Below are 22,936 nucleotides of genomic sequence, written 5' to 3'. Positions count from 1 at the left end.
GCCCGTCGACGTACCCGGACAACACCGTCCTAAAGTGCAGACGTTCGACACCCGAAGAGGGCTGTCGCGCCGGGATGCGGGGAAGGGCGCCCGGCCGGATGTGCGAGCGCCGCCTTCGCGCCGCGCACACGCCCTGGCCGGGCGCCCCCTCTCACTCCGGCCCTACGCCGCCCGGTCGCACTCCTGGCCGCGCAGCGCCCGCGCGAGATCGTCCCGGGACTCCAGCACCAGCCGCCGCAGCGCCGGAGCCGCGTTCTCGTGCTCGCTCAGCCAGGCGTCCGTCGCCGCGAGCGTCCCCGGGCTGTCCTGGAGACCGGGGAACATCCCCCGCACCACGTGCATGCCGATCTGAATGGACCGTTCCGCCCAGATCCGCTCGATCACCTCGAAGTAGCGGTTCGCGTACGGAGCCAGCAGCTCCCGCTGCGAGGGCTGCTGGAAGCCCGCGATCGTCGCCTCGACCAGCGCGTTGGACAGCTTGTCCGACTCCACGACCGCCGCCCACGCCTGGGCCTTCACCGCTTCCGAGGGGCGCGAGGCCAGGCACCGTACGTGGTGGCGCTTGCCGGAAGCCGTGTCGTCGCGGGCCAGTTCGGCGTCGATGGCCGCCTCGTTCGCCACCCCGTGCGAGGCGAGCGGGGACAGGAACGACCACCGCAGCTCCTGGTCGACATCGAGACCGTCCACCCGGGCCGTGCCGTCCAGCAGCCCGCCCAGCAGCTGGAAGTCCTCGTCGGACGAGGCGACCGCCGCGAAGAAGCGGGCCCAGGTCAGCTGGTGCTGGCTGCCCGGCTCGGCGAGCCGCAGCTCACGCAGCGCACCCTCGGCCAGCGCCCGGCCGCCCTCCTCGCGCCAGGCCGGGGCGGCGTAGTGGACCAGTGCGGACTGAGCCCAGGTGTGCAGCATCTGGAGCACGCCGATGTCGCTCTCTCGCCCGGCGTGCGCCAGCACCAGCGCGACGAAGTCCCGGGCCGGCATGAGGGCGTCCCGGGTCAGGTTCCACAGGGCCGACCAGCACAGGGCGCGGGCCAGCGGGTCGGTGATCCCGCCCAGGTGATCGCGCAGGACGGCCAGCGAACCCGCGTCGAAGCGGACCTTGCAGTACGTGAGGTCGTCGTCGTTGACCAGGACCAGATCGGGCCGCTCCGACCCGGCGAGGTCGTCCACCACGGTCCGCTCGCCGGCCACGTCCACCTCGGCCCGCGCGTAGCGCGTCAGCTCGCCCTCCGGCGTACGCCGGTACAGTCCGACCGCGACCCGGTGCGGGCGCAGCTCCGGGTGTGCGGCGGTGGCCTCCTGGACGACGGCCAGCTCGGTCAGCGTTCCGTCCGCGCCGTACGTGAGCACCGGGGTCAGCACGTTGACGCCCGCGGTCTGGAGCCAGGAGCGCGACCAGGCGCTCATGTCGCGCCCGGAGGTCTCGGCGAGCACGGAGAGCAGGTCGCCCAGGCGCGTGTTGCCGTAGGCGTGCTGCTTGAAGTAGCGCCGCGCGCCTTCGAGGAACGCGTCGCGGCCCACGTACGCCACGAGCTGCTTGAGCACGGAGGCGCCCTTGGCGTACGTGATGCCGTCGAAGTTCAGCTTGGCGTCCTCCAGGTCACGGATGTCGGCCGTGATGGGGTGGGTGGAGGGCAACTGGTCGGCGCGGTAGGCCCAGGCCTTGCGGTTGTTGGCGAAGGTGATCCAGCCGTTGGTGAAGCGCGTCGCCTCGACCATCGAGAAGGAGCCCATGAAGTCCGCGAACGACTCCTTCAGCCACAGGTCGTCCCACCACTCCATGGTGACCAGGTCGCCGAACCACATGTGCGCCATCTCGTGCAGGATGACGTTGGCGCGCCGCTCGTAGGCGGCCGAGGTGACCTTGCCGCGGAAGACGTACTCCTCGCGGAAGGTGACCATCCCCGGGTTCTCCATGGCCCCGAGGTTGTACTCGGGCACGAACGCCTGGTCGTACTTCCCGAAGGGGTAGGGGAAGTCGAAGTTGTCGTGGAAGAAGTCCAGGCCCTGCTTGGTGATCAGGAAGATGTCGTCCGCGTCGAAGTGCTTGGCGAGGCCCTTGCGGCACATCGCGCCGAGCGGGATCTCCAGCGTGGAGCCGTCGTCGAACGTACGGGTGTAGTGGTCGGTCACCCAGTGGTACGGCCCGGCGACGACGGCCGTGATGTACGTGGAGATCGGCTGGGTCTCCGCGAACCGCCACACGTCGCCCTCGTGGAACTCCTCGGCCCCGTTGGACCAGACCCGCCAGCCCTCGGGAGCGGTCACCTGGAAGCGGTAGGGGGCCTTGAGGTCCGGCTGTTCGAAGTTGGCGAAGACGCGGCGGGCGTCGGCCGGCTCGTACTGCGTGTAGAGGTAGACCTCACCGTCCTCCGGGTCGACGAAGCGGTGCAGGCCCTCGCCGGTCCGGCTGTACGCGCAGCGGGCGTCGACCACGAGGACGTTCTCGCCCTCCAGGAGCTCGTCCAGCGTGACCCGCGCCCCGTCGAACACGAGGGCGGGGTCGAGCGCCTTCCCGTTCAGCGTCACCGCGTCCACGGCCGGGGCCACCAGGTCGGCGAAGGTCGATGCGCCCGCACGCGCGGAGCGGAACCGGATGGTGGTCAGCGACCGGAACGTCCGCGGACCGCCGTCCCCGTCGCCCCCGTCGGCCCCCTCGGGCTCGCCGACGGCGGACCGCAGGTCGAGAGCGACCTCGTATCCGTCGACGGTCAGCAGCTCGGCCCTCTTCTGGGCCTCGTCGCGGGACAGGTTTTCACCGGGCACGGGCACTCCTTCGTGACGCGCGTCATGTGTCGTGTTCGAACCCATTGATCCTTGCATGCGTCCCCTGGCGGTGGCATACAGGGAATGAGTGGGCCACGAGGAGGCGTTCTCGCCCGCAGCTGCAACATGCCCCTGTGAGCTGTAACACGTCCTTCTGAGGAGAGACATGCCTGAGAACACCCCGGCGAACGGCAAGACCCCGGTCGACTTCTGGTTCGATCCGCTGTGCCCCTGGGCGTGGATGACCTCGCGCTGGATGCTGGAAGTGGAGAAGGTCCGCGATGTCGAGGTCCGCTGGCACGTGATGAGCCTGGCCGTCCTGAACGAGGACAAGCTGGACGAGCTTCCCGAGGAGTACCGCGACCTCCTGCAGAACAAGGCCTGGGGCCCGGTCCGGGTCGTCGTCGCCGCCCGCCAGAAGCACGGCGACGAGGTCGTGGGCCCCCTCTACACCGCGCTCGGCACCCGCTTCCACAACAACGGTGAGGGCCCCACCCCCGAGGCCGTGGCCGCCGCCCTCAAGGACGTCGGCCTCCCCGCCGAGCTGGCCGACTACGCCGACTCCGACGCGTACGACACCGAGCTGCGGGCCTCCCACAAGGAGGGCATCGACAAGGTGGGCCAGGAGGTCGGCACCCCGGTCATCGCGGTGCCCGGCGCGGACGGCGAGCAGGTCGCCTTCTTCGGCCCGGTCGTCACTCCCGCCCCCAAGGGGGAGGAAGCGGCGAAGCTCTGGGACGGCACGCTGCTGGTGGCCTCCATCCCGGGCTTCTACGAGATCAAGCGGACCCGGACGCAGGGCCCGATCTTCGACTGACCGTCGGCTGCTTCCCGACTGCTTTCCGATGGACCTTCGACGGGTCTTCCGGCGGGTCTTCGACGGGTCTTCCGGCGGGACCGTGCGGGCCGGGAACGTGTGTGGTCCCGGCCCGTTGTCAGTGGTGGGTCGTACGGTGAAGGACATGGGAATGACACCGGAGATGATCACGATCGACTGCGCAGACCCCCAGACGCTGGCCGCCTGGTGGGCGAAGGCGCTGGACGTGAAGGAAACGAAGGACTACGACGATTTCGTGGTCCTGTCGGCGACCCCGCTGGTGATCGGCTTCCAGCGGGTGCCCGAGCCCAAGGCCGTCAAGAACCGGGTCCACATCGACTTCACGTCCACCGACCGTACGGCTGACGTGGAGCGCCTGGTGAAGCTGGGCGCGAGCGTCGTCGGTGAGCAGAGCATGCAGGGGATGACCTGGACGATCCTCCAGGACCCCGAGGGGAACGAGTTCTGCGTCGCGGGAGGGGAGCACTGACGGCCGGGCGCGGATCACTCGGCAAGGCGTGGGTCGCCGGGAGCTGCCCGATTGAACTGACCGACTGGTAGCAGCGGTCATCCGCACGTTCTACGGCGGCGGGCACGGCCCACGGCCCCGCGCGGCCCCACTCCACCCGCTGGCCTCTCCGAGGCTTCCGCGCGGCGGTGTTCACTGCCGGGACATCCCCTGGGGGGGGGCGGGCTTTTCCCCGGTGATGTCCGGACTGCCTTTCGCGTGGAGGCGCTCGCTCGGCGATATCCAGGAGCACGTCCTGCCGCACGTCCCGAGAGGCTCCGTCATGCAGGTGCCCGCACGTGACAGATCGGCCGATGGGGCGGCTCCGCGCGCCGCGCGGTGCGTTCCCGGCGGACGGGGCAGGGCCAGGACAGGCCCTCGTCCGGCCTCCCGGGGGCGCTGCACGATCTCCAGCGGACCCTGGGCGACGCGGCGTTGACGCACGTCACGCGGCCCCCGTGGCGCAGGGGTCCGCCGCCGAGATCGGGGCGCGGGCCTACACCTCGGGCGGCCATGTGGTCCTCACGGACGGCGGGCGGGACAAGCGCACCCTCGCCTGACCGGCAGCCAGCTGCCACGGCCTGACCGGCGGCGAGGGCACGGGCTGCGTCATTGGGCCTTCACCTCGCCCCCGGAGCCGCCGCTTCCAGCTCGTCGACCGTCCCGGACATCACCGTACGGATGTGGCGTGTGAGGTGATCGGCGGGCCAGTCCCACCAGGCAACTGCCAACAGCCGCGCGATGTCCGCCTCCTCGTACCGGGTACGGATCAGCCGCGCGGGGTTGCCGCCGACGACGCCGTAGTCCGGGACGTCCGAGACGACCACCGAGCGGGAGCTGATGATCGCGCCGTGTCCGATGCGGACGCCCGGCATGACGACCGCCTCGTAGCCGAGCCAGACGTCGTTGCCGATGACCGTGTCGCCCCGGTTGGGCAGGCCCGTCAGCAGGTCGAAGTGGTCGGCCCAGGAGCCGCCGAGGGTGGGGAACGGGAAGGTGGACGGGCCGTCCATACGGTGGTTGGCGCCGTTCATGATGAACCGCACGCCCGTTCCCAGGGCGCAGAACTTGCCGATCACCAGGCGCTCCGGCCCGTAGTGGTAGAGCACGTTCCGGCTCTCGAACTCCGTGGCGTGCTCGGGGTCGTCGTAGTACGAGTAGTCACCGACCTCCACCAGCGGCGAGGTCACCAGCGGCTTCAACTGCACCACGCGCGGCTGGCCGGGCATCGGGTGCAGCACGGTGGGGTCGGCCGGGACGGGGGTGGGACCGAGGCTCATGGACAGGCTTCCGGGCTCGTGGACGGGGGGCGAAGACCATCGTGTCACCCGGGCCGTCCCCCGCACTCCACCAGGAATGGTTCCCCCTGCGACCACTCCGCCGCCACGCCCCGCATCACCAGCGCACTGTCCAGCACCGCGCTGCCCGGCGGGAAGCGGTCCCGGTCCTCGAAGAACGTGGAGCGCACGGTGCGGGGGCGGCCCGCCGTCACCTTCCAGGCGTCCGTGGACAGTTCGAGGACGTCCAGGTGGTCGCCCGCGGCGCGGGGGGAGAGGCCCCGGCTGCCGAGGCGGAAGAACTCCGAGGCCTCCGCCAGGTCCGCGAACAGCTCGCTGCCGTGCAGTTCCTCGGCGCTCTCCACCGTCGCGTCGACCTCCACCGCGCCGTCCCGGGTCGCGAACGCCACCCGCACCGCGTCGGCCTCCTCGTGCACGGTGAAGTCAGCGTGCCCGTGCTCACCCGGGTAGATCCGGCCACCCGCGAAGGCGTTGAGGCGGGAGGCGGTGTCGCGGCGCGGGATGTAGACGCCGTGCTCGACACCGTCGGGGCCGTCCCACTCGACGGCGATCCGGTGCGCCGCGTTCTCGCTGCTCAGCCCGGTCACGGCCGGGGCCCAGCCGGGACGGACGCCGCCGATCCGCAGCAGGCAGATCCCCGCCACCGCCTGGCCGCGCACCAGTTGGGGGCGCAGTGGCGCGGGCAGCAGAGCGGCGGCGATATGCGGGTCGACCCGGTAGTTCACCAGGAGGCGGCGCTCGATGACGCTGAGGAGAGGCGACCGGATCATGAGGCATCGCCCTCTGGGGAGGAGGAGTGCCACTTCGTGTGGCGGAGCACGATCTGTTCGGGGCACACGGCGCTCAGGAACCGCCCCACGCACATGGCGAGACGCTCCTCGGCGAGCGAGTAGAGGATGCGGTTGGCGTCCCGGCGCTCGGTGACGAGCCCGGCGCCCTTGAGCACGCCCAGATGTCGGGAGATGGACGGAGCGCTGATCGAGAACCGGCTCGCGATCTCCCCGGCGGCCAGCTCACCGCCGCGCAGGTCCTCCAGGATCTGGCGGCGGGTGGGGTCGGCGAGGGCGCGGAAGGCGCTCGCCTCGTCGTCGGCCGGGTCGGCGGGTGGTTCCATGCGTCATGTTTAGCATATGAGCTAAATGGCTAACAGTGCAGGTGGAGATGTTCTTCTCGGGCATGGGAAAGCCCCCGCGAGTCACGTCCTCGCGGGGGCTGTCCGTTCATCCGCCTGCCGAAGTGAAGGTTGAGAAGACGATCACGAGGCAGGACGCGCTGTCCGCCGGGGCGGAGGCTGGTGCCGGAATCAGGGGGCGAGCAGCAGTGCGTCCGCGCGCTCCTTGGCGGCGGCGTAACGCTTCGCCACGTCCTGCCAGTTGACGACCTGCCACATCGCCTCGATGAAGTCCACCTTCTGGTTCTTGTACTGAAGGTAGAAGGCGTGCTCCCAGGCGTCGAAGACGAGGATCGGGACCGAGCCCTGGCCGACGTTGCCCTGGTGGTCGTAGACCTGCTCGACGATGAGCTTGCCGCTGAGGGGCTCGTACGCGAGCACGCCCCAGCCGGAGCCCTGCGTGGTGGCCGAGGCCTTCGTGAGCTGGGCCTTGAAGCCCGCGAAGGAGCCGAGGGACTCGGTGATCGCGTCGGCGAGGTCACCCACGCCGTCCGCCGCGAGGGGCTCGCCGCCGCCGTCGCCGGTCATGTTGTGCCAGTAGATCGAGTGCAGGATGTGGCCGGAGAGGTGGAACGCGAGGTTCTTCTGGAGGCCGTTGATGGCGCCCCAGGCCTCCTTGTCGCGGGCCTCTTCCAGCTGCTCCAGGGTGTCGTTCGCGCCCTTGACGTAAGCGGCGTGGTGCTTGTCGTGGTGGAGCTCGATGATCTGCGGGTTGATGGCCGGTTCGAGCGCCGCGTAGTCGTACGGGAGTTCCGGGAGCGTGTACGTGGCCATGGTTCGAACCCTCCGACTGCTGGGAATGCCGTCCAGTTGTTATTGCAATCTATGTGCAGAAGCAGGCTAACAGCAGGAGGGTTCGAACGTGATCAGTCCTTCGGCCTAGTACTCCGGTCGCCCCGTGGAACCCGCGGGCCGGACGGCGAGACCCTGGCGGTGGTGGTGCCCGGCCTCAGCGGCCGCGGCGGCGCGGGCCACCGGCCGGCCGGGGCCGCGGCCGGCCGGGGGGAGCCGCCCCTTCCCGGAACGCGGAACGCCGGGCTCCGCCCCCGCCCCGTACGTACGTGTACGAGCCGGAGGCCGGAGCCCGGCGCCACCGCAGTCGTGCGCGGCGGAGTCCTACCGCCGCTGGGCGGGGACCTCGGCGACCTTGTCCCCGCTGCCGCCGTCCCCGGTCTGGCTGTCGCTGTCGCTGTCGCCGTCGCCGTCGCCGTCGCTGTCCCGTCGCCGCTGGCGTACCAGCCCGATGCCGATCAGCCCCACGGTCAGGGCCCCCGTGGCGAGCAGCTGGTCGCGGGTGTCCGGCTGGCGCAGCATCAGCAGGAAGATGCCCACCATGGCCACCAGGGCGACGATCGTGCCGATGGGGAAGAACCACATCCGCACGACCAGCTTCTCCGGGGCCTCCCGCTCGGTCCGGCTGCGCAGGATCAGCTGGGAGACGGCGATGAAGATCCACACCACCAGGATCACCGCGCCGATCATGTTCAGCAGCCAGGGGAAGACGTCGTCCGGCCGCCAGTAGCTGAGCAGCACGCACAGGAACCCGAAGACCGAGGAGAACAGCACCGCGTTGCGCGGCACCCCGTTCGAGATCTTCCCGAGCGCGACCGGACCCTGGCCCCGGGCGACCAGCGACCGGGCCATGCGCGAAGCGCCGTAGATGTTGGCGTTCATCGCGGAGAGCAGGGCGATGAGGATGACCACGTTCATGATCTGCGCGGCACTGCCGACGCCGAGGTGGTCGAGCATCGCGTAGAACGGGCCGACCTTCGCGACCTTCGGGTCGTCCCAGGGCACCAGCGTGACGATGACGGCCATGGAGCCGATGTAGAAGACCGCGATGCGCCACATCGCCGTACGGACCGCCTTCGCGACGCCCTGCACCGGGTTCTCCGACTCGGCGGCGGCGATGGTGACGGTCTCCAGACCGCCGTACGCGAAGACGGAGGCGAGGAGTCCGATGATGAAGCCGTCCATGCCCTTCGGCAGGAAGCCGCCGTCACCGGTGAGGTTCGACAGGCCGGGCGCGTCCGTGTCGGGCAGTACGCCGAGGATCGCCAGCAGGCCGAGCACCAGGAACAGTGTGATCGCGATGACCTTCAGCGCGGCGAACCAGAACTCGAACTCGCCGAAGTTCTTCACCGCGGCCAGGTTCGTCCCGAGGAAGATCACCATGAACAGGGCGACCCACGCCCACTCCGGCGTCCCCGGCAGCCAGCCGCTGACGATCTGCGCCGCGCCGATGCCCTCCAGGCCGACGGCGACGCAGAGGAGGAACCAGAAGGACCACCCGGCGGTGAATCCGGCCCACGGGCCGATCGCCCGTTCGGCGTGCACCGAGAAGGAGCCGGAGGCCGGGTTCGCGGCGGACATCTCGCCGAGCATGCGCATCACCATCATGACGAGCAGGCCGGAGATGGCGTACGCGATGATGATCGAGGGACCGGCGGCGGCGATTCCGGCGCCCGATCCGACGAAGAGACCGGCGCCGATCACCCCTCCCAGGGCGATCATCGAGAGGTGCCGCTGCTTGAGACCGTGGGTGAGCGCGGAGTCTGCCGTCGGCGCCGCCGTGGCGGGGGCTGCGGAGTCAGCGGTGGGGGGAGAGGCGGAGGTCCGGGACATGGACGAGCTCTGTTCGGTAGCCGAGACAAGGGGACGAGCCCACAGTCTGAGCATCCGTACCGCTCACAGGGAACGGGTGTCCGCTATGCGGTCACGAGGTTCACACAAGGTGCACACTCGCTTACCGATCAGCACTCACGCTTGAGCATCAGCATCGCCATCAACTCCGCCATCAACTCCGCCAGCAACTCCGGCACCAGCTCCAGCATCGGCATCAGCATCGGCCGATCCCTTGATCTCCCGCCGCTCCCGTCGCTGACGCCCCACTGCCACCAGCAGCACCAGCGCCGTCGCCCCCGCCGACCACAGCACCTGCGGGCGCGCCGCAGCGTCGGTCAGCATCAGCAGCAGGACACCGAACAGGCCGGCCAGCGTCAGCCAGGTCAGATACGGGAAGCACCACATCCGCAGGGACAGCGCCTCCGGGGCCTCCCGCTCCAGCCGCTCCCGCAGCCGCAACTGCGAAAGGGCGATCAGCGCCCACACGAACAGCAGCACCGCGCCGACCGAGTTGAGCATGTACAGGAAGACCGTGTCCGGCCACAGCAGATTCAGCAGTACGGAGACGAAGCCGAAGGCCACCGAAGCCAGCACCGCCCGCCGGGGCACCCCGCCGCCCTTCCCGCTGCCGGAGAGCCCGCTGCCCGACACCTTCAGCAGACCGCGCGGCGCCTCCCCGCGCTCCGCCAGCGAGAACACCATCCGCGACGAGCCGTACAGGTTGGCGTTCAGCGCGGAGAGCAGTGCCACGAACACCACGATGTTCATGATCTGACCGGCCGACGGCACCCCGATCGTGTCCAGCACCTTCACGTACGGGCTCAGTCCGGCCTGCTGCGCGGTCCACGGCAGCACGGCCACGATGACCAGCATCGAACCCACGTAGAAGAAGAGGATGCGCACCACCGCGCTGCGCACCGCCCGCCCCACCGCACGCGCCGGATCGTTCGTTTCGGCGGCGGCGATGGTGACGACCTCCAGGCCGCCGAAGGCGAAGACCACGGTCAGCACCCCGGCGACCACCCCGCTCCAGCCGTTCGGCAGAAAGCCGCCCTGCCCGGTCAGGTTGGCCATCCCGACCGGTTCGGTGTCCGGGAGCAGCCCGAAGACCGCCAGCAGCCCGAGCACCAGGAAGACCACGATCGCGCCGACCTTCAAGGAGGCGAACCAGAACTCGAACTCCCCGAAGTTCTTCACCGCCGTCAGGTTCGCCGCGGTGAAGACCACCATGAACAGCAGCACCCACGCCCACGGTTCGACCGCCGGGACCCACCCGTGGGCGATCTGCGCGGCCGCCGTCGCCTCCACGGCGAGGACCACCACCAGCAGGAACCAGTACAGCCAGCCGACGCTGAACCCGGCCCACCGCCCGAGAGCCCGCTCGGCATGCACGGAGAAGGAGCCGGATGCGGGCATCGCCGCGGACATCTCGCCCAGCATCCGCATCACCAGCATCGCGAGCGCCCCCGCGATCAGATACGAGACGACGATCGCGGGCCCCGCCACCGCGATCCCGGCGCCCGAGCCCACGAACAGCCCGGCCCCGATCACCCCGCCGAGCCCGAGCATCGTGAGGTGGCGCTGCTTCAGCCCGTGGGCGAGCGGCTCGGCGGGCACCGGGGGCTTTGACGCGACAGTGGGCGCCAGGGGCTCCGGAGGGGCGGCGGGGGTGGCGGGGGGAGCCTCGTGCATGGGTGCGGGTCACTCTCGGGTCATTTATGGGGAACCTACAGTCTGGGGCCGCGATGCCCTTCCCAGCAAAACGGGCCACCTGCCGCCTCACCTCAGTGACGAGCGTCACGCCCGCAGGCGATTGCGCGGCGGCCTTTGTGTGAACCCCACCAACCCGTCAACCACCGCTTTGTGGGCGGCTGATGGTGATCGAGCGTTCACCCCTGGGCTAACGTCTCCACCAGTCCCGCCCCACCTCCTTGCCCTCACCCGCGGAGTCCCGATGAGCACTGCTGCCGCCCCCGTCCGTTCCGGAGCGGTCCTCGCCGACCTGCTGCCCGCCGTCCGGCACCGCTACGCCGTGGACGCGGCCCTCGTCCTGGGCGGCGCCGCCCTGACCGGCATCGCGGCCCAGATCGCCGTCCCGGTCCCCGGCTCCCCGGTCCCGGTCACCGGCCAGACCTTCGCCGCACTGCTCATCGGCACCGCGCTCGGCGCCCGCCGCGGCTTCCTCTCCCTCGCGGTGTACGCGCTCGTCGGTATGGCCGGCATGCCGTGGTTCGCCGAGGGCACCTCGGGCTACGCGATGCCGTCCCTCGGCTACATCCTCGGGATGCTGCTCGCCGCCACCGTCGTCGGCGCCCTCGCCCGGCGCGGCGGCGACCGCTCGATGCTCCGCACGGCGGGCACGATGGTGATCGGGTCCGCGATCATCTACGCCGTCGGCGTGCCCTACCTGGCGCTCGCCACCGGTATGTCCCTGAGCGCCGCCGTCGCGGCCGGGCTCACCCCGTTCCTGATCGGCGACGCGCTCAAGGCGGCCCTGGCGATGGGTGCCCTGCCCGCCGCCTGGAAGCTCCTCGGCCGCCGAGGCTGACGCCGTAGGGCCACTCGAAGGGCCACCGAAGAGAGGCCCGCCGCTCCGGGAGAACCGGACCGGCGGGCCTTTCTTCGTACACGTCGACGCCTACGGCCAGGGGTTGTCCGAACCGGGCAGCAACCCGAAGACCGCGAGGAAGCCGATGACCACGAACGCGCCGATCGCCACGACCTTGATCCCGGCGAACCAGAACTCGAACTCGCCGTAACCGCCCACCGGGACCAGGTTGGTGGCGGTCAGCACGGCCATCACGATCAGCGCCCACGTCCACTGCGGCACGCCCGGGACCCGGCTCTCCAGGATCTTCGCACCGGCGGTCGCCTCGACGGCGAGCACCACCACCCAGAAGAACCAGTACAGCCAGCCGATGGAGAAACCGGCCCAACGGCCCAGAGCCTGATCGGCGTAGGCGTAGGCGTAGGCGTAGGCGGAGAAGGAGCCGGAGCCCGGCCGGGCGGCGGCCATCTCGCCGAGCATCCGCATGACGAGGACGACCCTGGCGCCGACCATCGCGTACGACAGCAGGATCGCCGGCCCCGCGGCCGCGATGCCCGCACTGGAGCCCACGAAGAGCCCGGCGCCGATCACACCGCCGATCGCGATCATCGAGAGGCGGCGGTTCTTCAGGCCTGCCTGAAGTCCGCCCGACGGGTCCGGCCGGTCCGGCTCACCGGGCTCGTGGCCCGGCTCCGCCGGCGTCTGCGACGTCATTGGGGGGATTCCTCACGATTTCGTGCATGCGGGTGTGGCCCGCTCCGCGAGGTGTGGGGCGGAGGGCGAGGCCACGCGTTCAAGCCCGGGGGAAGACGGATACGGAACCCCCTCTTTCGGATCAGTCGCCTGGCCATTACCCAAGTGGCGTTTATCACATCGAATGGGGAGGCTGGGCCCATTCCTGCGACGGGACAGGCCCCCACCCCGCTGGCGGCCACCTTGCGGCGTTCGTGCCACACTTCGCACCATGCGCGTGTACCTCGGATCCGACCATGCCGGTTACGAACTCAAGAACCACCTCGTCGAGTGGCTCGGTGCCCACGGGCACGAGGCCGTCGACTGCGGCCCCCACATCTACGACGCCCAGGACGACTACCCGCCGTTCTGCCTGCGTGCCGCCGAGAAGACGGCCGCCGACCCGGACAGCCTCGGCATCGTGATCGGCGGCTCCGGCAACGGCGAGCAGATCGCCGCCAACAAGGTCAAGGGCGTCCGTGCCGCACTGGCCTGGAGCGAGCAGACCGCCGCCCTCGGCCGTGAGCACAACAACGCCAACGTCATCGCGATCGGCGGCCGGATGCACACCGTCGAGGAGTCGACGAAGTTCGTCGAGATCTTCCTCTCCACGCCGTACTCGAACGAGGAGCGCCACACGCGCCGCATCGAGATGCTCTCGGCGTACGAGACCACCGGCGAGCTCCCCCCGATCCCGGCCCACCACCCGCAGCAGGGCTGATCCACCACACCTTCCCGTGCCGCCGGGTCCCGGACCCGGCGGCACGGCCATGTCACCGCCCGCCTGCCACAGGAGCCACACCGTGCCCGAGGGACACACGATCCACCGCCTCGCCCAGGACCACGCCGAACGGTTCGTGGGCGCCCCGGTCCGGGTGAGCAGTCCGCAGGGCAAGTTCTCCGACAGTGCGGCCCTGCTCGACGGGCACACCCTCACCACCACCGACGCCCACGGCAAGCACCTCTTCCTCGGCTTCGGCGGCACCGGCTGGGTCCACATCCACCTCGGCCTCTTCGGCAAGCTCGGCTTCGGCACGGCCCCCGCCCCGCCGCCCACCGACACGGTCCGCCTCCGCCTGGTCAACGCCGACCACCATGCCGATCTGCGCGGGCCCACCACCTGCGCCCTGATCACCGAGCCGGAGAAGCGCGCGATACACGAGCGCCTCGGTCCGGACCCGCTGCGCGGCGACGAGGACGGCGAACGCGCCTGGCGGCGGATCTCCCGCAGCCGGACCACCGTCGCCGCCCTCCTGATGGACCAGAAGGTCATCGCGGGCGTCGGCAACGTCTACCGCGCCGAGGTCCTCTTCCGCCACGGCATCGACCCGTACCGAGCGGGCAAGGACCTCACCCGCGCGGCCTGGGACGCGATCTGGGCCGACCTGGTGGAGCTGATGCACGAGGGCGTACGGAACAACCGGATCGACACCGTCCGCCCCGAGCACCTCCCCGAGGCGATGGGCCGCCCGCCTCGCGTCGACGACCACGGCGGCGAGGTCTACGTCTACCGCCGGGCGAACCTGCCCTGCCACATCTGCGGTACGGAGATCCGCACGGCGGACCTGTCCGCCCGCAACCTCTTCTGGTGCCCCGGATGCCAGCTCCCGGGCCCGACGAGCGGCGGAAAAGGCTGAAAGCGCACCGAGGAAGGCCGGGAGACGCACACCGCCGACGCCGTTTCGAGCGCATTGTCACCGGGGTCCCCTGCACCGGAGGCGTCCGGGTGGATAGGGTCCCGGCAGTGGCCCGTAGCGGAGGAACAGACGACTTCTGGGCCCGGTGGCGCAGAACGCTGCACCGGGCCCGCATCGGGCTGCGCAAATCCGGGGTCGACTACTTCCGCGGCGACGGCTCCGACTGGATCGCCCTGGTCGGCCTGCTGCTGACGATCCCCGCCATCACCTTCGCCACCGTCGTGAGCCCCGTGTGGGTCGCCCCGACCGCCCTGGTCCTGCCCATCGTGGCGGGCGGACTGCTGCTGCGCCCGGCCAGCCTGCTGGGCCTGTACGCGACGGCCGCGGCCGCCCTCATCGTGGAGGCGCTCACGCTGGGCCCGTACGCGGAGGGTCCGGCCCGGGTCACCCCCGGCACCGTGCTCGTGGTCGCCGCCTGCGGGTTCTTCGGCCTGGTCCTCGCCCAGTTCCGGGCCCGCGTCGGGGTGCCCTGGCGGCGCGGCGGCACGATGCTCTTCGACCTGCGCGAACGCATCCGGGTCCAGAGCGCCCTTCCCCGGCTGCCCCAGGGCTGGCACCGCGAGATGGCGCTGCGCCCCGCCGGCGGCCAGTCGTTCTCGGGGGACTTCGTTGTCGCGGCCCGCACCCACGGCGGTCGCACCCTGGAGGTCGTCCTCACCGACGTCTCCGGCAAGGGCATGGACGCGGGCTCCCGGGCCCTGCTGCTGTCGGGCGCCTTCGGCGGGCTGCTCGGCTCGCTGCCGCCGCACGACTTCCTGTCCGCGGCCAACGGCTATCTGCTGCGCCAGGACTGGGACGAGGGCTTCGCCACCTCGATCCACCTGGTGCTGGACCTGGACTCCGGGGACTACGAGATCTTCTCGGCCGGTCATCCGCCCGCCCTTCAGCTCCACGCGGGCAGCGGCCGGTGGGAGGAGAAGTCCGGGGAGGGCCCCCTGCTCGGGGTCTACGACGGGGCCGAGTTCGACGCGGTCAAGGGCTCGCTCGCGCCGGGGGACGTGCTGATGCTCTTCACGGACGGCCTGGTGGAGGCGTCCGACCGGGACATCTCCGAGGGCATCGACCGGCTCACGGGCGAGGCCAACCGCTATGTGCCGACCGGCTTCGAGGGCGCGGCCTGGCATCTGATCGAGGCCTGCGCCAAGGACGTCAACGACGACCGGGCGCTGCTGCTGATCTCGCGCCGGGCCTGACGTACGTCAACGAAGAGGCGCCCCTCACCCGAAGGTCTCCTCGGCTGCCGGGCGCCTCTCCGCTTCCGTACGCATTCCGTACGAACCGCTTCCGCTCGGTACCCGATGGCGGTCTCAGACCGGCGCCGGTACCTGCTCCCGGTCCCGGTCCCCGTCCTTCTCGCGGTCGCCCGGAAGGACGCGGGCCAGCCAGTGCGAGCGTCCGGCGGCCAGCGGCGCGAGGACGGCGAGCAGGAGGACGTAACCGGCGATGAACGGCGAGAGCCGCTCGTCCAGTCCGGCGGCAGCCGCCATCGTGGCGAGGATCAGCGCGAACTCACCCCGGGCCACCAGGGTGGTGGCGATGTTCGCCGTGGCCTGCGCGCCGAAGGAGTACACCCTGGCGGCCGCCAGACCGGCCCCGACGTTCATGGCGAGCGTCAGCGCCACGGCAGCCAGCACCGGCCACAGCACGCTCGGCAGGTCGCCCGGGTCGATGGAGAGACCGAAGGCGAAGAAGAAGATCGCGCCGAACGCGTCCCGCAGCGGGTGGACCAGCTTGAGGATGCGGTCGCCGGCCGAGGTCGAGCCGAGCATCAGACCGACCATGAAGGCACCGATGGCGTCGGCGACCCCGAACATCTCGGAGACCCCCGCGACGAAGACCGCGGCGCCGAGGAAGGAGATGACGAGCAGTTCGTCGTCCTCGGTGTTCATGAGCTTGCCGATGATCTTCGTCCCGAACCGGGCGGCGAGCGCGAGCAGCAGCAGGAAGCCGAAGGCCTTGCCGCCGTCGGCCAGCGCGGCGGAGAGGCTGTCGGCACCGGACAGGATCGGCTGGAGCGCCGCCAGATACAGGGCGAGGAAGACGTCCTCGACGACGATGATGCCGAGGATCGGCCGGGTCTCCGGATTCCCGATGCGCCCCAGGTCCACCAGGATCTTGGTGACGATCGCCGAGGAGGAGATGCCGAGGACACCGGCGAGGACGAGGGCCTCGGAGGTGCCCCAGCCCAGTGCGAGGCCGAAGGCGAGACCGGCGCCGACGTTCAGGGCGAGATACGTCCCGCCCGCGACGGCCATCTTCCGGCCGCCCGTCCTGAGGTCGTCCATGTGGAACTCAAGCCCCAGGTAGAAGAGCAGGAGGACGAGCCCCAGCGCGGAGAGCATCTCCAGGTCGTGCGGGTCGGAGAGGAGCGTGTAACCGGGGGTGTGCGGGCCGAGGAGGATCCCGGCCAGGATGAACAGGGGGATCGTCGGCAGCCCGATACGGCTGCCGAGGCGGGCGAGAACGGCGGCGGCCAGGAAGGCGCCGCCCATGGCGAGGAGGGTGTCTGCGTGTCCGATGAGCCTGTCCCTTCGGGCTGGGTCAAGAGGGTGTCAAGGATGCGTTAAGGGGGCGTCAATAAACCATCAGTAATTAGTTTACCGAACGATTTACTCTGCAACTGTGGAGCGGTCTGATTGTCAGCTTTTGTCTGTCTGGTCGAGTTGGGTCGGATCGTCAACTTCCGGGCGCGCGGCGAAAGGTGGGATGCGGGCCCGCTCGGGGGCCCGGTCGCGGACCCGGCCGCAGGGCCCTTCGTGGTCGTAGAGTCGGCCCATGACCGACCCCGATCTGCCCCTCTCCGAGGTGGAGGCCATCGCTCGCGCGGCGCATGCGGCGCAGACCGACAAGGCGGGCCGTCCCTACGCTGAGCACCTGGCCGCGGTGGCCGAAGGTGTGCGGGTGCGTGGCGGCAGCGACGAGCAGATCGCCGCGGCCTGGCTGCACGACGCGATCGAGGACGGTGTCCTCTCCCCGCAGTGGCTGGCCGCGGCCGCCCTGCCCGAGGAGGTGAAGGGCCTGGTCCTGGCGGTGAGCAAACGGCCGGGCGAGGAGCTGTCCTCGTACGCCGGGCGGATTCTCGCCACCCCCGGGGCCCTGCTCATCAAGGAGGCGGACCTCGCCCACAACAGCGACCCCGCCCGCCTCGCGGTCCTGGATCCGGCGACGCGGTCCCGGCTGGCGGCGAAGTACGCGCAGGTGCGGGGCTTGTTGGGGCTGGATGACGCGGCTTCCCCCGCAGAACGAAAGAATCCGGCCAACCCCGGAACGCACTGATCCACCCGAGGCCGGGGCCGACGGGTGGATCAGGAGGGGCCGGGAGTCAGCGTTTCGCGGCGGGGGTCCTGCGGAACGCCCACGCCAGATCCGGATCGGTGGCGAACTTCAGCACCCGGGTCACCAGCGGCGTACACATCAGCGTCACGGCCACGGCGGTGGTGGCCGAGACGACGATCAGCCCGGCGGGACCGGAGAGCCAGGTGTAGCGGTCGAACAGGCCCGCGTACTCGGCTCCCTTGATCAGGAACCCGTGCAGCAGATAGCCGCAGATCGTTCCGGCGCCCAGGACCGTGAACCACAGGTTCCGGCGGGGCACCCAGGCCAGGAAGGCGACCGTCAGCACCAGGCCGCAGCCGAACATGGCCAGGGTCATCACGGCGCCGGACCACCACGGGGCGCCCATCTCCTGGGCGCTGTTGGCGCGGTAGAGCCACCCGAGCTGCATATGCGGGGCGATCCAGTACGCGAACAGCAGCGCGCCCACGACCAGCGGCACGGACAGCAGCCGCACCTCGCGCCGCCCCACCAGCTGGAAGTGCTCGGGCTTCGCCAGCAGGCCGAGGACGAAGAACGGGAGGAACTGAAGCACCCGCTGAAGGTCGAGGTCGTTGCCGATCTCGGGGGATACGGAGGCGAGCACGGCGATACCGAGGGCCACCGGCAGCGGATGGCGCAGGCTCTGCCAGATCGGCGTGGTCACCCGCCAGACGAACAGGGCGACCAGGAACCAGGTCAGGTAGAACGGGTCGGTCAGACTGAGCGCCATGTCGGGCGAATCGCCCGCGTACCGCTTGAAGAGCGAATACGCCGTCTCGAACAGCACGTACGGCACGACGACCGAGGCGATCAGCCGCTTCACCTTGCTCGGCGTCATGTCGAACGAGCGGGAGAAGTAGCCGGAGATGAGGATGAACGCCGGCATGTGGAACGTGTACACGATCATGTACAGCGCCCGGGTCGCCCGGCTGCCGTCCATCACGGGTTCCCAGGCGTGCGCCACCGCGACGAGGACGATGGCCAGATACTTCACGTTGTCGAAGTAGGGATCACGCTTCTTCGCCCCCGCGGGGGCCGCCGCAGGCGCGGGTGCGGAGGGCGGGGCGGTGGTGGCGGGTGCCTGCTCGTGTCTGGGCTCCGACTCCCGGGTCGCCGGGGGGAGCGGGGCCCTCTGAAATACGCTCGGAGCTTGGAACATCTCAGGGACTTTAGACCGGTCGATTGCCTCGCGTAAAACTGCGAGGAGATATCGCGTGTTCCCCTCTATTCGAATGTGAAACCGTCGAACGCTGTCCGTTATGGCGCGCTTGGTCCCGCTCAAATAGGGCATATCGGCAGGGCGTTGGTGGAGTGAATTACGCCGCATGCGTACCTTGTAATTTCCTGTGAACGAAGTGTGGGGATACGGGAACGATCGCCGTCACGAATATCCGGCCGCCCGGAATTCACAGCGGGCACACAGGCGGGAGCCGACCCGGCCCGGTGGCGGGGATGGCGAGATCCGGTCACTCCGTTCCGTCACCCGGCAGCAACCAGGGGGGAGTTGGTGGCACGATGGAAGCGACGGGGCGCGCTCTGGTGCACGCTTCCGGGCCGGCAAGGCGGACCGACCGAGGGTGTGATCAGACGTGGCTATTTCACTGTCTATGGTGCTGCTGTTCGCGGTCATCCTGGTGGTAATGATCCGCGGGGGCTCGATCAAGCCCGGCCCCGCGATCGTCGCCGTGCTCTTCGGCTTCTTCCTGGCCTCGACCGGCATGGCCCCGTCGATCAACAGGTTCATGAACTCGATAGCCGACACCATCAACCAGATCAGCTTCTGAATCGCCGCAACGCGCGAGGGCCGGGCCGGAGGATCATCCTCCGGCCCGGCCCTCGACTGCGTGGAGCGGGCGACGGGAATCGAACCCGCGTAGCTAGTTTGGAAGACTAGGGCTCTACCATTGAGCTACGCCCGCAAGCATCGCACCGCAGGTCCGGTGGACCGCGGCACGAAGAGCATCGTAGCGGGTCGGCGGCGGTGCCCGCACACCCGTATCGGCGGCCGCCGGACCGGACCCCCGACCGCTTCGCGAAGCGGCGGATGCGCTGCTCCCGTGCATGTACCCTACGTGTCGCACCGACGGGGTGTGGCGCAGCTTGGTAGCGCGTCCGCTTTGGGAGCGGAAGGTCGTCGGTTCGAATCCGGCCACCCCGACCACCAGCAAGATCGCATTGTGGGAGAGCTCCCCCTTGCCGTTACTATGCAAAATGCGTGCCCGTGTGTCTGATGTACCGGGCTCGGTCCGCGAAGCCGCCAATCGGCGGCCCAGCAGAACCCCAAGAAGTCAGCCACCAAGGAGACCGAACCGTGAAGAGCGCCGTGGAGACCCTGAACCCGACTCGGGTTCGGCTCAGCATCGAGGTGCCCTTCGAGGAGCTCAAGGACAGCCTCGACGCGGCGTACAAGAAGATCAACCAGCAGGTCACGGTGAAGGGCTTCCGCAAGGGCAAGATCCCCGCCCGGGTCATCGACCAGCGGTTCGGCCGCGGTGCGGTGCTGGAGGAGGCCGTCAACGACGCCCTCCCGAAGTTCTACACCGAGGCGGTCAACGAGGGTGAGCTGAACGTCCTCGGCCAGCCCGAGGTCGACATCACCGAGCTGAAGGACGGCGAGCTGCTGGCCTTCACCGCCGAGGTTGACGTACGCCCCGAGATCGAGATCCCGGACTACTCCGGCATCGAGGTCACCGTCGACGCCCTTGAGGTCACCGACGAAGAGGTCGAGAAGGCCGTGGAGCAGCTGCGCGAGCGCTTCGCCTCCACCAACCCGGTCGAGCGCGCCGCCGCCGACGGCGACGTCGTCACGATCGACCTGGAGGCCAAGGTCGACGGTGAGGTCCTGGAGGACGGCGTGGCCGCCGGTGTCTCGTACACCATCGGTTCCGGCGAGCTCCTCGACGGCATCGACGAGGCCGTGACCGGCCTGGAGGCCGGCGGCGAGGCCACCTTCACCTCGCAGCTGAAGGGCGGCTCCGCCGAGGGCAAGGACGCCGAGGTCACCGTCAAGGTCACCGCCGTCGCCGCCCGTGAGCTCCCCGAGCTGGACGACGACTTCGCCCAGATGGCCAGCGAGTTCGACACGCTGGAGGAGCTGAAGGCCGACAGCCGCAAGCGCCTGGAGACCACCAAGCAGTACGACCAGGCCACCCAGGCCCAGGAGCGCGTCCTGGAAGAGCTGCTGAAGCTCGCCGAGGTCCCGATCCCGGAGAAGCTGCTCGCGGACGAGGTCCAGACCCGCAAGCACAACCTGGAGCACCACCAGCTCGGTCAGATGGGTCTCGACCTGGAGAAGTACCTGGAGATCCAGGGCAAGACCCTGGAGGAGTTCGAGAACGAGACCTCCGAGCAGGCCATCAAGGGCATCAAGACCCAGTTCATCCTGGACGAGCTCGTCAACAAGGAGAAGCTGAACGTCAACCAGGAGGAGCTCACCGAGCACCTCATGCGGCGCGCGCAGTCCTCCGGCATGAGCCCCGACCAGTTCGCCCAGGCCGTCGTCGAGGGTGGCCAGGTGCCGATGCTCGTCGGCGAGGTCGCCCGCGGCAAGGCGCTCGCCGTCGTCGTCGAGGCCGCCAAGGTCGTCGACACCAACGGTGAGATCGTCGACCTTGAGGACGAGGACGAGGCCGCCGAGACCACGGAGACGGCCGAGGCCGCCACCGAGGCCGCCACCGAGGACAAGGCGGAGGACAAGGCCGAGGAGAAGAACGAGGCCTGAGCCTCGCCCTGATCGGCACGACGGGCCCCGGACGCACCACGCGTCCGGGGCCCGTCGCCGTATCCCCGTGGCAACCCGTCACATCCCGCCGTATCGCTGTGCGGCCCCGGAACCCTTGTGCCCCCTGCGGACCTTGCGCTCCCAGCGAACAGTTGGGGAAGCGGGATGGCGTTGTCCCACCTGCGCGTTAGGGTCCATGAAGGAAGGGTGGGGGAGTGACTCACCCCGCCCGGTACGAAGACGCTGAGACGGCCGGAGCCGTCAGAGACGAGCAGGTGGATACGTGACGAATCTGATGCCCTACGCCGCCGGAGAGCCGTCCCTCGGTGGAGGCCTCGGTGACCAGGTCTACAGCCGACTGCTCGGCGAGCGCATCATCTTCCTCGGTCAGCAGGTCGACGATGACATCGCCAACAAGATCACCGCACAGCTCCTGCTCCTTGCCGCCGACCCGGACAAGGACATCTACCTCTACATCAACAGCCCCGGTGGCTCGGTGACGGCCGGCATGGCGGTCTACGACACCATGCAGTACATCCCGAACGACGTCGTCACCATCGGCATGGGCATGGCCGCCTCCATGGGCCAGTTCCTGCTCACCGGCGGCGCGGCTGGCAAGCGCTTCGCGCTCCCGAACACCGACATCCTCATGCACCAGGGTTCGGCCGGCATCGGCGGCACGGCCTCGGACATCAAGATCCAGGCCGAGTACCTGCTCCGCACCAAGACGCGGATGGCGGAGATCACCGCCCGCCACTCCGGCCAGACCGTCGAGACGATCATCCGCGACGGCGACCGCGACCGCTGGTACACGGCGGAGGAGGCCAAGGAGTACGGCCTCATCGACGAGATCATCACCTTCGCGTCGGGCATCCCGGGCGGCGGCGGCACCGGCGCCTGACCCGGTCCCCACCGGACCGGCGGCACCACTGCCGCCTCCCATCTCGTACGCCGAGACCTCCAGCCCACAGAACGCCACCAGGATGGTGAACACCCACATGAACAACTTCCCCGGCGCCTCCGCGAGCGGCCTCTACACCGGCCCGCAGGTGGACAACCGCTACGTCGTCCCGCGCTTCGTGGAGCGCACCTCGCAGGGTGTGCGTGAGTACGACCCGTACGCGAAGCTCTTCGAGGAGCGCGTGATCTTCCTGGGCGTCCAGATCGACGACGCCTCGGCCAACGACGTCATGGCGCAGCTGCTGTGCCTGGAGTCGATGGACCCCGACCGCGACATCTCGATCTACATCAACAGCCCCGGCGGCTCGTTCACCGCGCTCACCGCGATCTACGACACGATGCAGTTCGTGAAGCCGGACATCCAGACGGTCTGCATGGGCCAGGCCGCCTCCGCCGCCGCCGTCCTGCTCGCCGCGGGCACCCCGGGCAAGCGCATGGCGCTCCCGCACGCCCGGGTGCTCATCCACCAGCCGTCCTCGCAGACGGGCCGCGAGCAGCTCTCCGACCTGGAGATCGCGGCCAACGAGATCCTCCGTATGCGCAAGCAGCTTGAGGAGCTGCTGGCCCGGCACTCGACCACCCCGCTGGAGAAGATCAGCGAGGACATCGAGCGCGACAAGATCCTCACGGCCGAGGACGCCCTGGCATACGGGCTGGTCGACCAGATCGTTTCCACCCGCAAGACCACCGCGGGCGCATCGCTCTGACGTCGGTCTTTCCCCTTGGCACATTCCGTTTGCACGACCACGGCCGTGTGAACCGTGCCAAGGGGGGCCCGAAC

General features: G+C 69.8%; 21 protein-coding genes, 2 tRNA genes and 1 pseudogene. 13 read left to right on the top strand and 11 right to left on the bottom strand.

The features are described 5' to 3' along the window. Positions 1 to 162 precede the first annotated feature (162 nt). Positions 163 to 2,763, bottom strand: a complete 2,601-nt coding sequence (pepN, locus tag ACZ5WC_RS24620; RefSeq protein ID WP_468542823.1) for an aminopeptidase N — start codon at positions 2,761 to 2,763, stop codon at positions 163 to 165. A 166-nt stretch (positions 2,764 to 2,929) separates the two neighbouring features. Here pepN and ACZ5WC_RS24615 point away from each other — a divergent pair, with 166 nt between their 5' ends. From ACZ5WC_RS24615 to ACZ5WC_RS24605, 3 genes are all read left to right on the top strand, one after another. Continuing rightward, on the top strand, positions 2,930 to 3,580 hold the full coding sequence (locus tag ACZ5WC_RS24615; protein ID WP_468542822.1) for a mycothiol-dependent nitroreductase Rv2466c family protein: 651 nt from the start codon (positions 2,930 to 2,932) through the stop codon (positions 3,578 to 3,580). A 145-nt stretch (positions 3,581 to 3,725) separates the two neighbouring features. After that, positions 3,726 to 4,070, top strand: a complete 345-nt coding sequence (locus ACZ5WC_RS24610) for a VOC family protein (protein ID WP_468542821.1) — start codon at positions 3,726 to 3,728, stop codon at positions 4,068 to 4,070. 476 nt (positions 4,071 to 4,546) lie between these two features. Next, positions 4,547 to 4,648, top strand: coding sequence for an eCIS core domain-containing protein (locus tag ACZ5WC_RS24605; protein ID WP_468542820.1), 102 nt, complete (start codon positions 4,547 to 4,549; stop codon positions 4,646 to 4,648). A 60-nt stretch (positions 4,649 to 4,708) separates the two neighbouring features. Here the strand turns inward: ACZ5WC_RS24605 and ACZ5WC_RS24600 are convergent, their stop codons facing one another. The 6 genes from ACZ5WC_RS24600 to ACZ5WC_RS24575 form a co-directional block, all read right to left on the bottom strand. After that, complete coding sequence (locus ACZ5WC_RS24600; protein ID WP_468542819.1) at positions 4,709 to 5,368, bottom strand: CatB-related O-acetyltransferase; 660 nt, start codon at positions 5,366 to 5,368, stop codon at positions 4,709 to 4,711. A 44-nt stretch (positions 5,369 to 5,412) separates the two neighbouring features. After that, positions 5,413 to 6,156: a DUF2071 domain-containing protein gene (locus tag ACZ5WC_RS24595; RefSeq protein WP_468542818.1), complete on the bottom strand. Its 744-nt coding sequence runs from the start codon at positions 6,154 to 6,156 to the stop codon at positions 5,413 to 5,415. Next, a complete protein-coding gene (locus ACZ5WC_RS24590; RefSeq protein WP_468542817.1) occupies positions 6,153 to 6,500 on the bottom strand; it encodes a metalloregulator ArsR/SmtB family transcription factor in 348 nt (115 codons plus the stop codon). The genes ACZ5WC_RS24595 and ACZ5WC_RS24590 overlap by 4 nt, the downstream gene beginning before the upstream one ends. 189 nt (positions 6,501 to 6,689) lie before the next feature. Further along, the gene (locus tag ACZ5WC_RS24585) at positions 6,690 to 7,331 is read right to left on the bottom strand and encodes a superoxide dismutase (RefSeq protein WP_468542816.1); all 642 of its coding nucleotides are present in this window, start codon (positions 7,329 to 7,331) and stop codon (positions 6,690 to 6,692) included. 342 nt (positions 7,332 to 7,673) lie between these two features. After that, positions 7,674 to 9,182 carry an amino acid permease gene (locus ACZ5WC_RS24580; protein ID WP_468542815.1) on the bottom strand — a complete coding sequence of 503 codons (1,509 nt, stop codon included), beginning with the start codon at positions 9,180 to 9,182 and terminating at the stop codon, positions 7,674 to 7,676. A gap of 135 nt (positions 9,183 to 9,317) precedes the next feature. Further along, the gene (locus ACZ5WC_RS24575) at positions 9,318 to 10,874 is read right to left on the bottom strand and encodes an amino acid permease (protein WP_468542814.1); all 1,557 of its coding nucleotides are present in this window, start codon (positions 10,872 to 10,874) and stop codon (positions 9,318 to 9,320) included. 262 nt (positions 10,875 to 11,136) lie between these two features. Between ACZ5WC_RS24575 and ACZ5WC_RS24570 the strand changes: the two genes are divergently transcribed. Continuing rightward, positions 11,137 to 11,730, top strand: a complete 594-nt coding sequence (locus ACZ5WC_RS24570) for a biotin transporter BioY (protein WP_468542813.1) — start codon at positions 11,137 to 11,139, stop codon at positions 11,728 to 11,730. 102 nt (positions 11,731 to 11,832) lie between these two features. Here the strand turns inward: ACZ5WC_RS24570 and ACZ5WC_RS24565 are convergent. Further along, positions 11,833 to 12,444 (bottom strand): annotated as a pseudogene (locus tag ACZ5WC_RS24565) (amino acid permease); the annotation flags it as partial. Between the two features lie 250 nt (positions 12,445 to 12,694). On the opposite strand from ACZ5WC_RS24565, the gene ACZ5WC_RS24560 reads away from it, so the two are divergent. The 3 genes from ACZ5WC_RS24560 to ACZ5WC_RS24550 all read left to right on the top strand — a co-directional run bounded on the left by ACZ5WC_RS24560 (position 12,695) and on the right by ACZ5WC_RS24550 (position 15,352). After that, positions 12,695 to 13,183: a ribose-5-phosphate isomerase gene (locus ACZ5WC_RS24560; RefSeq protein ID WP_096631727.1), complete on the top strand. Its 489-nt coding sequence runs from the start codon at positions 12,695 to 12,697 to the stop codon at positions 13,181 to 13,183. An 82-nt stretch (positions 13,184 to 13,265) separates the two neighbouring features. Next, on the top strand, positions 13,266 to 14,099 hold the full coding sequence (locus ACZ5WC_RS24555) for an Fpg/Nei family DNA glycosylase (protein ID WP_468542812.1): 834 nt from the start codon (positions 13,266 to 13,268) through the stop codon (positions 14,097 to 14,099). Positions 14,100 to 14,206: 107 nt separating this feature from the next. Beyond that, complete coding sequence (locus tag ACZ5WC_RS24550; RefSeq protein ID WP_468542811.1) at positions 14,207 to 15,352, top strand: SpoIIE family protein phosphatase; 1,146 nt, start codon at positions 14,207 to 14,209, stop codon at positions 15,350 to 15,352. Positions 15,353 to 15,466: 114 nt separating this feature from the next. On the opposite strand, the gene ACZ5WC_RS24545 is transcribed toward ACZ5WC_RS24550, so the two are convergent. Next, on the bottom strand, positions 15,467 to 16,651 hold the full coding sequence (locus ACZ5WC_RS24545) for a cation:proton antiporter (RefSeq protein WP_468542810.1): 1,185 nt from the start codon (positions 16,649 to 16,651) through the stop codon (positions 15,467 to 15,469). Between the two features lie 283 nt (positions 16,652 to 16,934). Between ACZ5WC_RS24545 and ACZ5WC_RS24540 the strand changes: the two genes are divergently transcribed. Further along, positions 16,935 to 17,435: an HD domain-containing protein gene (locus ACZ5WC_RS24540; protein ID WP_468542809.1), complete on the top strand. Its 501-nt coding sequence runs from the start codon at positions 16,935 to 16,937 to the stop codon at positions 17,433 to 17,435. A 46-nt stretch (positions 17,436 to 17,481) separates the two neighbouring features. On the opposite strand, the gene ACZ5WC_RS24535 is transcribed toward ACZ5WC_RS24540, so the two are convergent. Then, complete coding sequence (locus ACZ5WC_RS24535; RefSeq protein ID WP_468542808.1) at positions 17,482 to 18,633, bottom strand: acyltransferase family protein; 1,152 nt, start codon at positions 18,631 to 18,633, stop codon at positions 17,482 to 17,484. A gap of 430 nt (positions 18,634 to 19,063) precedes the next feature. Between ACZ5WC_RS24535 and ACZ5WC_RS24530 the strand changes: the two genes are divergently transcribed. Continuing rightward, positions 19,064 to 19,258: a hypothetical protein gene (locus tag ACZ5WC_RS24530; protein WP_468542807.1), complete on the top strand. Its 195-nt coding sequence runs from the start codon at positions 19,064 to 19,066 to the stop codon at positions 19,256 to 19,258. 61 nt (positions 19,259 to 19,319) lie between these two features. Here ACZ5WC_RS24530 and ACZ5WC_RS24525 read toward each other — a convergent pair. Then, positions 19,320 to 19,393 (bottom strand) — tRNA-Gly (locus ACZ5WC_RS24525). A gap of 165 nt (positions 19,394 to 19,558) precedes the next feature. Between ACZ5WC_RS24525 and ACZ5WC_RS24520 the strand changes: the two genes are divergently transcribed. The 4 genes from ACZ5WC_RS24520 (at position 19,559) to ACZ5WC_RS24505 (ending at position 22,862) form a co-directional block, all read left to right on the top strand. Beyond that, positions 19,559 to 19,635: transfer RNA gene (locus ACZ5WC_RS24520), tRNA-Pro, on the top strand. 150 nt (positions 19,636 to 19,785) lie between these two features. Beyond that, positions 19,786 to 21,195 carry a trigger factor gene (gene tig / locus ACZ5WC_RS24515; RefSeq protein ID WP_468542806.1) on the top strand — a complete coding sequence of 470 codons (1,410 nt, stop codon included), beginning with the start codon at positions 19,786 to 19,788 and terminating at the stop codon, positions 21,193 to 21,195. Between the two features lie 295 nt (positions 21,196 to 21,490). Further along, on the top strand, positions 21,491 to 22,096 hold the full coding sequence (locus ACZ5WC_RS24510) for an ATP-dependent Clp protease proteolytic subunit (RefSeq protein ID WP_030077754.1): 606 nt from the start codon (positions 21,491 to 21,493) through the stop codon (positions 22,094 to 22,096). 82 nt (positions 22,097 to 22,178) lie between these two features. Next, a complete protein-coding gene (locus tag ACZ5WC_RS24505) occupies positions 22,179 to 22,862 on the top strand; it encodes an ATP-dependent Clp protease proteolytic subunit (protein WP_096631738.1) in 684 nt (227 codons plus the stop codon). The last annotated feature ends 74 nt before the right edge of the window (positions 22,863 to 22,936 follow it).

It is taken from the genome of Streptomyces sp. NPDC033165 (assembly GCF_055577965.1).
This window is presented reverse-complemented; position numbering and strand designations above follow the sequence as displayed.

Bases quoted from the DNA above. Each gene is read 5' to 3' on its own strand.
- ACZ5WC_RS24510 (WP_030077754.1), top strand. From the start codon at position 21,491: ATGCCCTACGCCGCCGGAGAGCCGTCCCTCGGTGGAGGCCTCGGTGAC.
- ACZ5WC_RS24560 (WP_096631727.1), top strand. From the start codon at position 12,695: ATGCGCGTGTACCTCGGATCCGACCATGCCGGTTACGAACTCAAGAAC.
- ACZ5WC_RS24570 (WP_468542813.1), top strand. From the start codon at position 11,137: ATGAGCACTGCTGCCGCCCCCGTCCGTTCCGGAGCGGTCCTCGCCGAC.
- ACZ5WC_RS24575 (WP_468542814.1), bottom strand. From the start codon at position 10,874: ATGCACGAGGCTCCCCCCGCCACCCCCGCCGCCCCTCCGGAGCCCCTG.
- ACZ5WC_RS24610 (WP_468542821.1), top strand. From the start codon at position 3,726: ATGGGAATGACACCGGAGATGATCACGATCGACTGCGCAGACCCCCAG.
- ACZ5WC_RS24535 (WP_468542808.1), bottom strand. From the start codon at position 18,633: ATGTTCCAAGCTCCGAGCGTATTTCAGAGGGCCCCGCTCCCCCCGGCG.
- ACZ5WC_RS24540 (WP_468542809.1), top strand. From the start codon at position 16,935: ATGACCGACCCCGATCTGCCCCTCTCCGAGGTGGAGGCCATCGCTCGC.
- ACZ5WC_RS24600 (WP_468542819.1), bottom strand. From the start codon at position 5,368: ATGAGCCTCGGTCCCACCCCCGTCCCGGCCGACCCCACCGTGCTGCAC.
- ACZ5WC_RS24585 (WP_468542816.1), bottom strand. From the start codon at position 7,331: ATGGCCACGTACACGCTCCCGGAACTCCCGTACGACTACGCGGCGCTC.
- ACZ5WC_RS24580 (WP_468542815.1), bottom strand. From the start codon at position 9,182: ATGTCCCGGACCTCCGCCTCTCCCCCCACCGCTGACTCCGCAGCCCCC.
- ACZ5WC_RS24615 (WP_468542822.1), top strand. From the start codon at position 2,930: ATGCCTGAGAACACCCCGGCGAACGGCAAGACCCCGGTCGACTTCTGG.
- ACZ5WC_RS24545 (WP_468542810.1), bottom strand. From the start codon at position 16,651: ATGGGCGGCGCCTTCCTGGCCGCCGCCGTTCTCGCCCGCCTCGGCAGC.
- ACZ5WC_RS24505 (WP_096631738.1), top strand. From the start codon at position 22,179: ATGGTGAACACCCACATGAACAACTTCCCCGGCGCCTCCGCGAGCGGC.
- ACZ5WC_RS24590 (WP_468542817.1), bottom strand. From the start codon at position 6,500: ATGGAACCACCCGCCGACCCGGCCGACGACGAGGCGAGCGCCTTCCGC.
- ACZ5WC_RS24595 (WP_468542818.1), bottom strand. From the start codon at position 6,156: ATGATCCGGTCGCCTCTCCTCAGCGTCATCGAGCGCCGCCTCCTGGTG.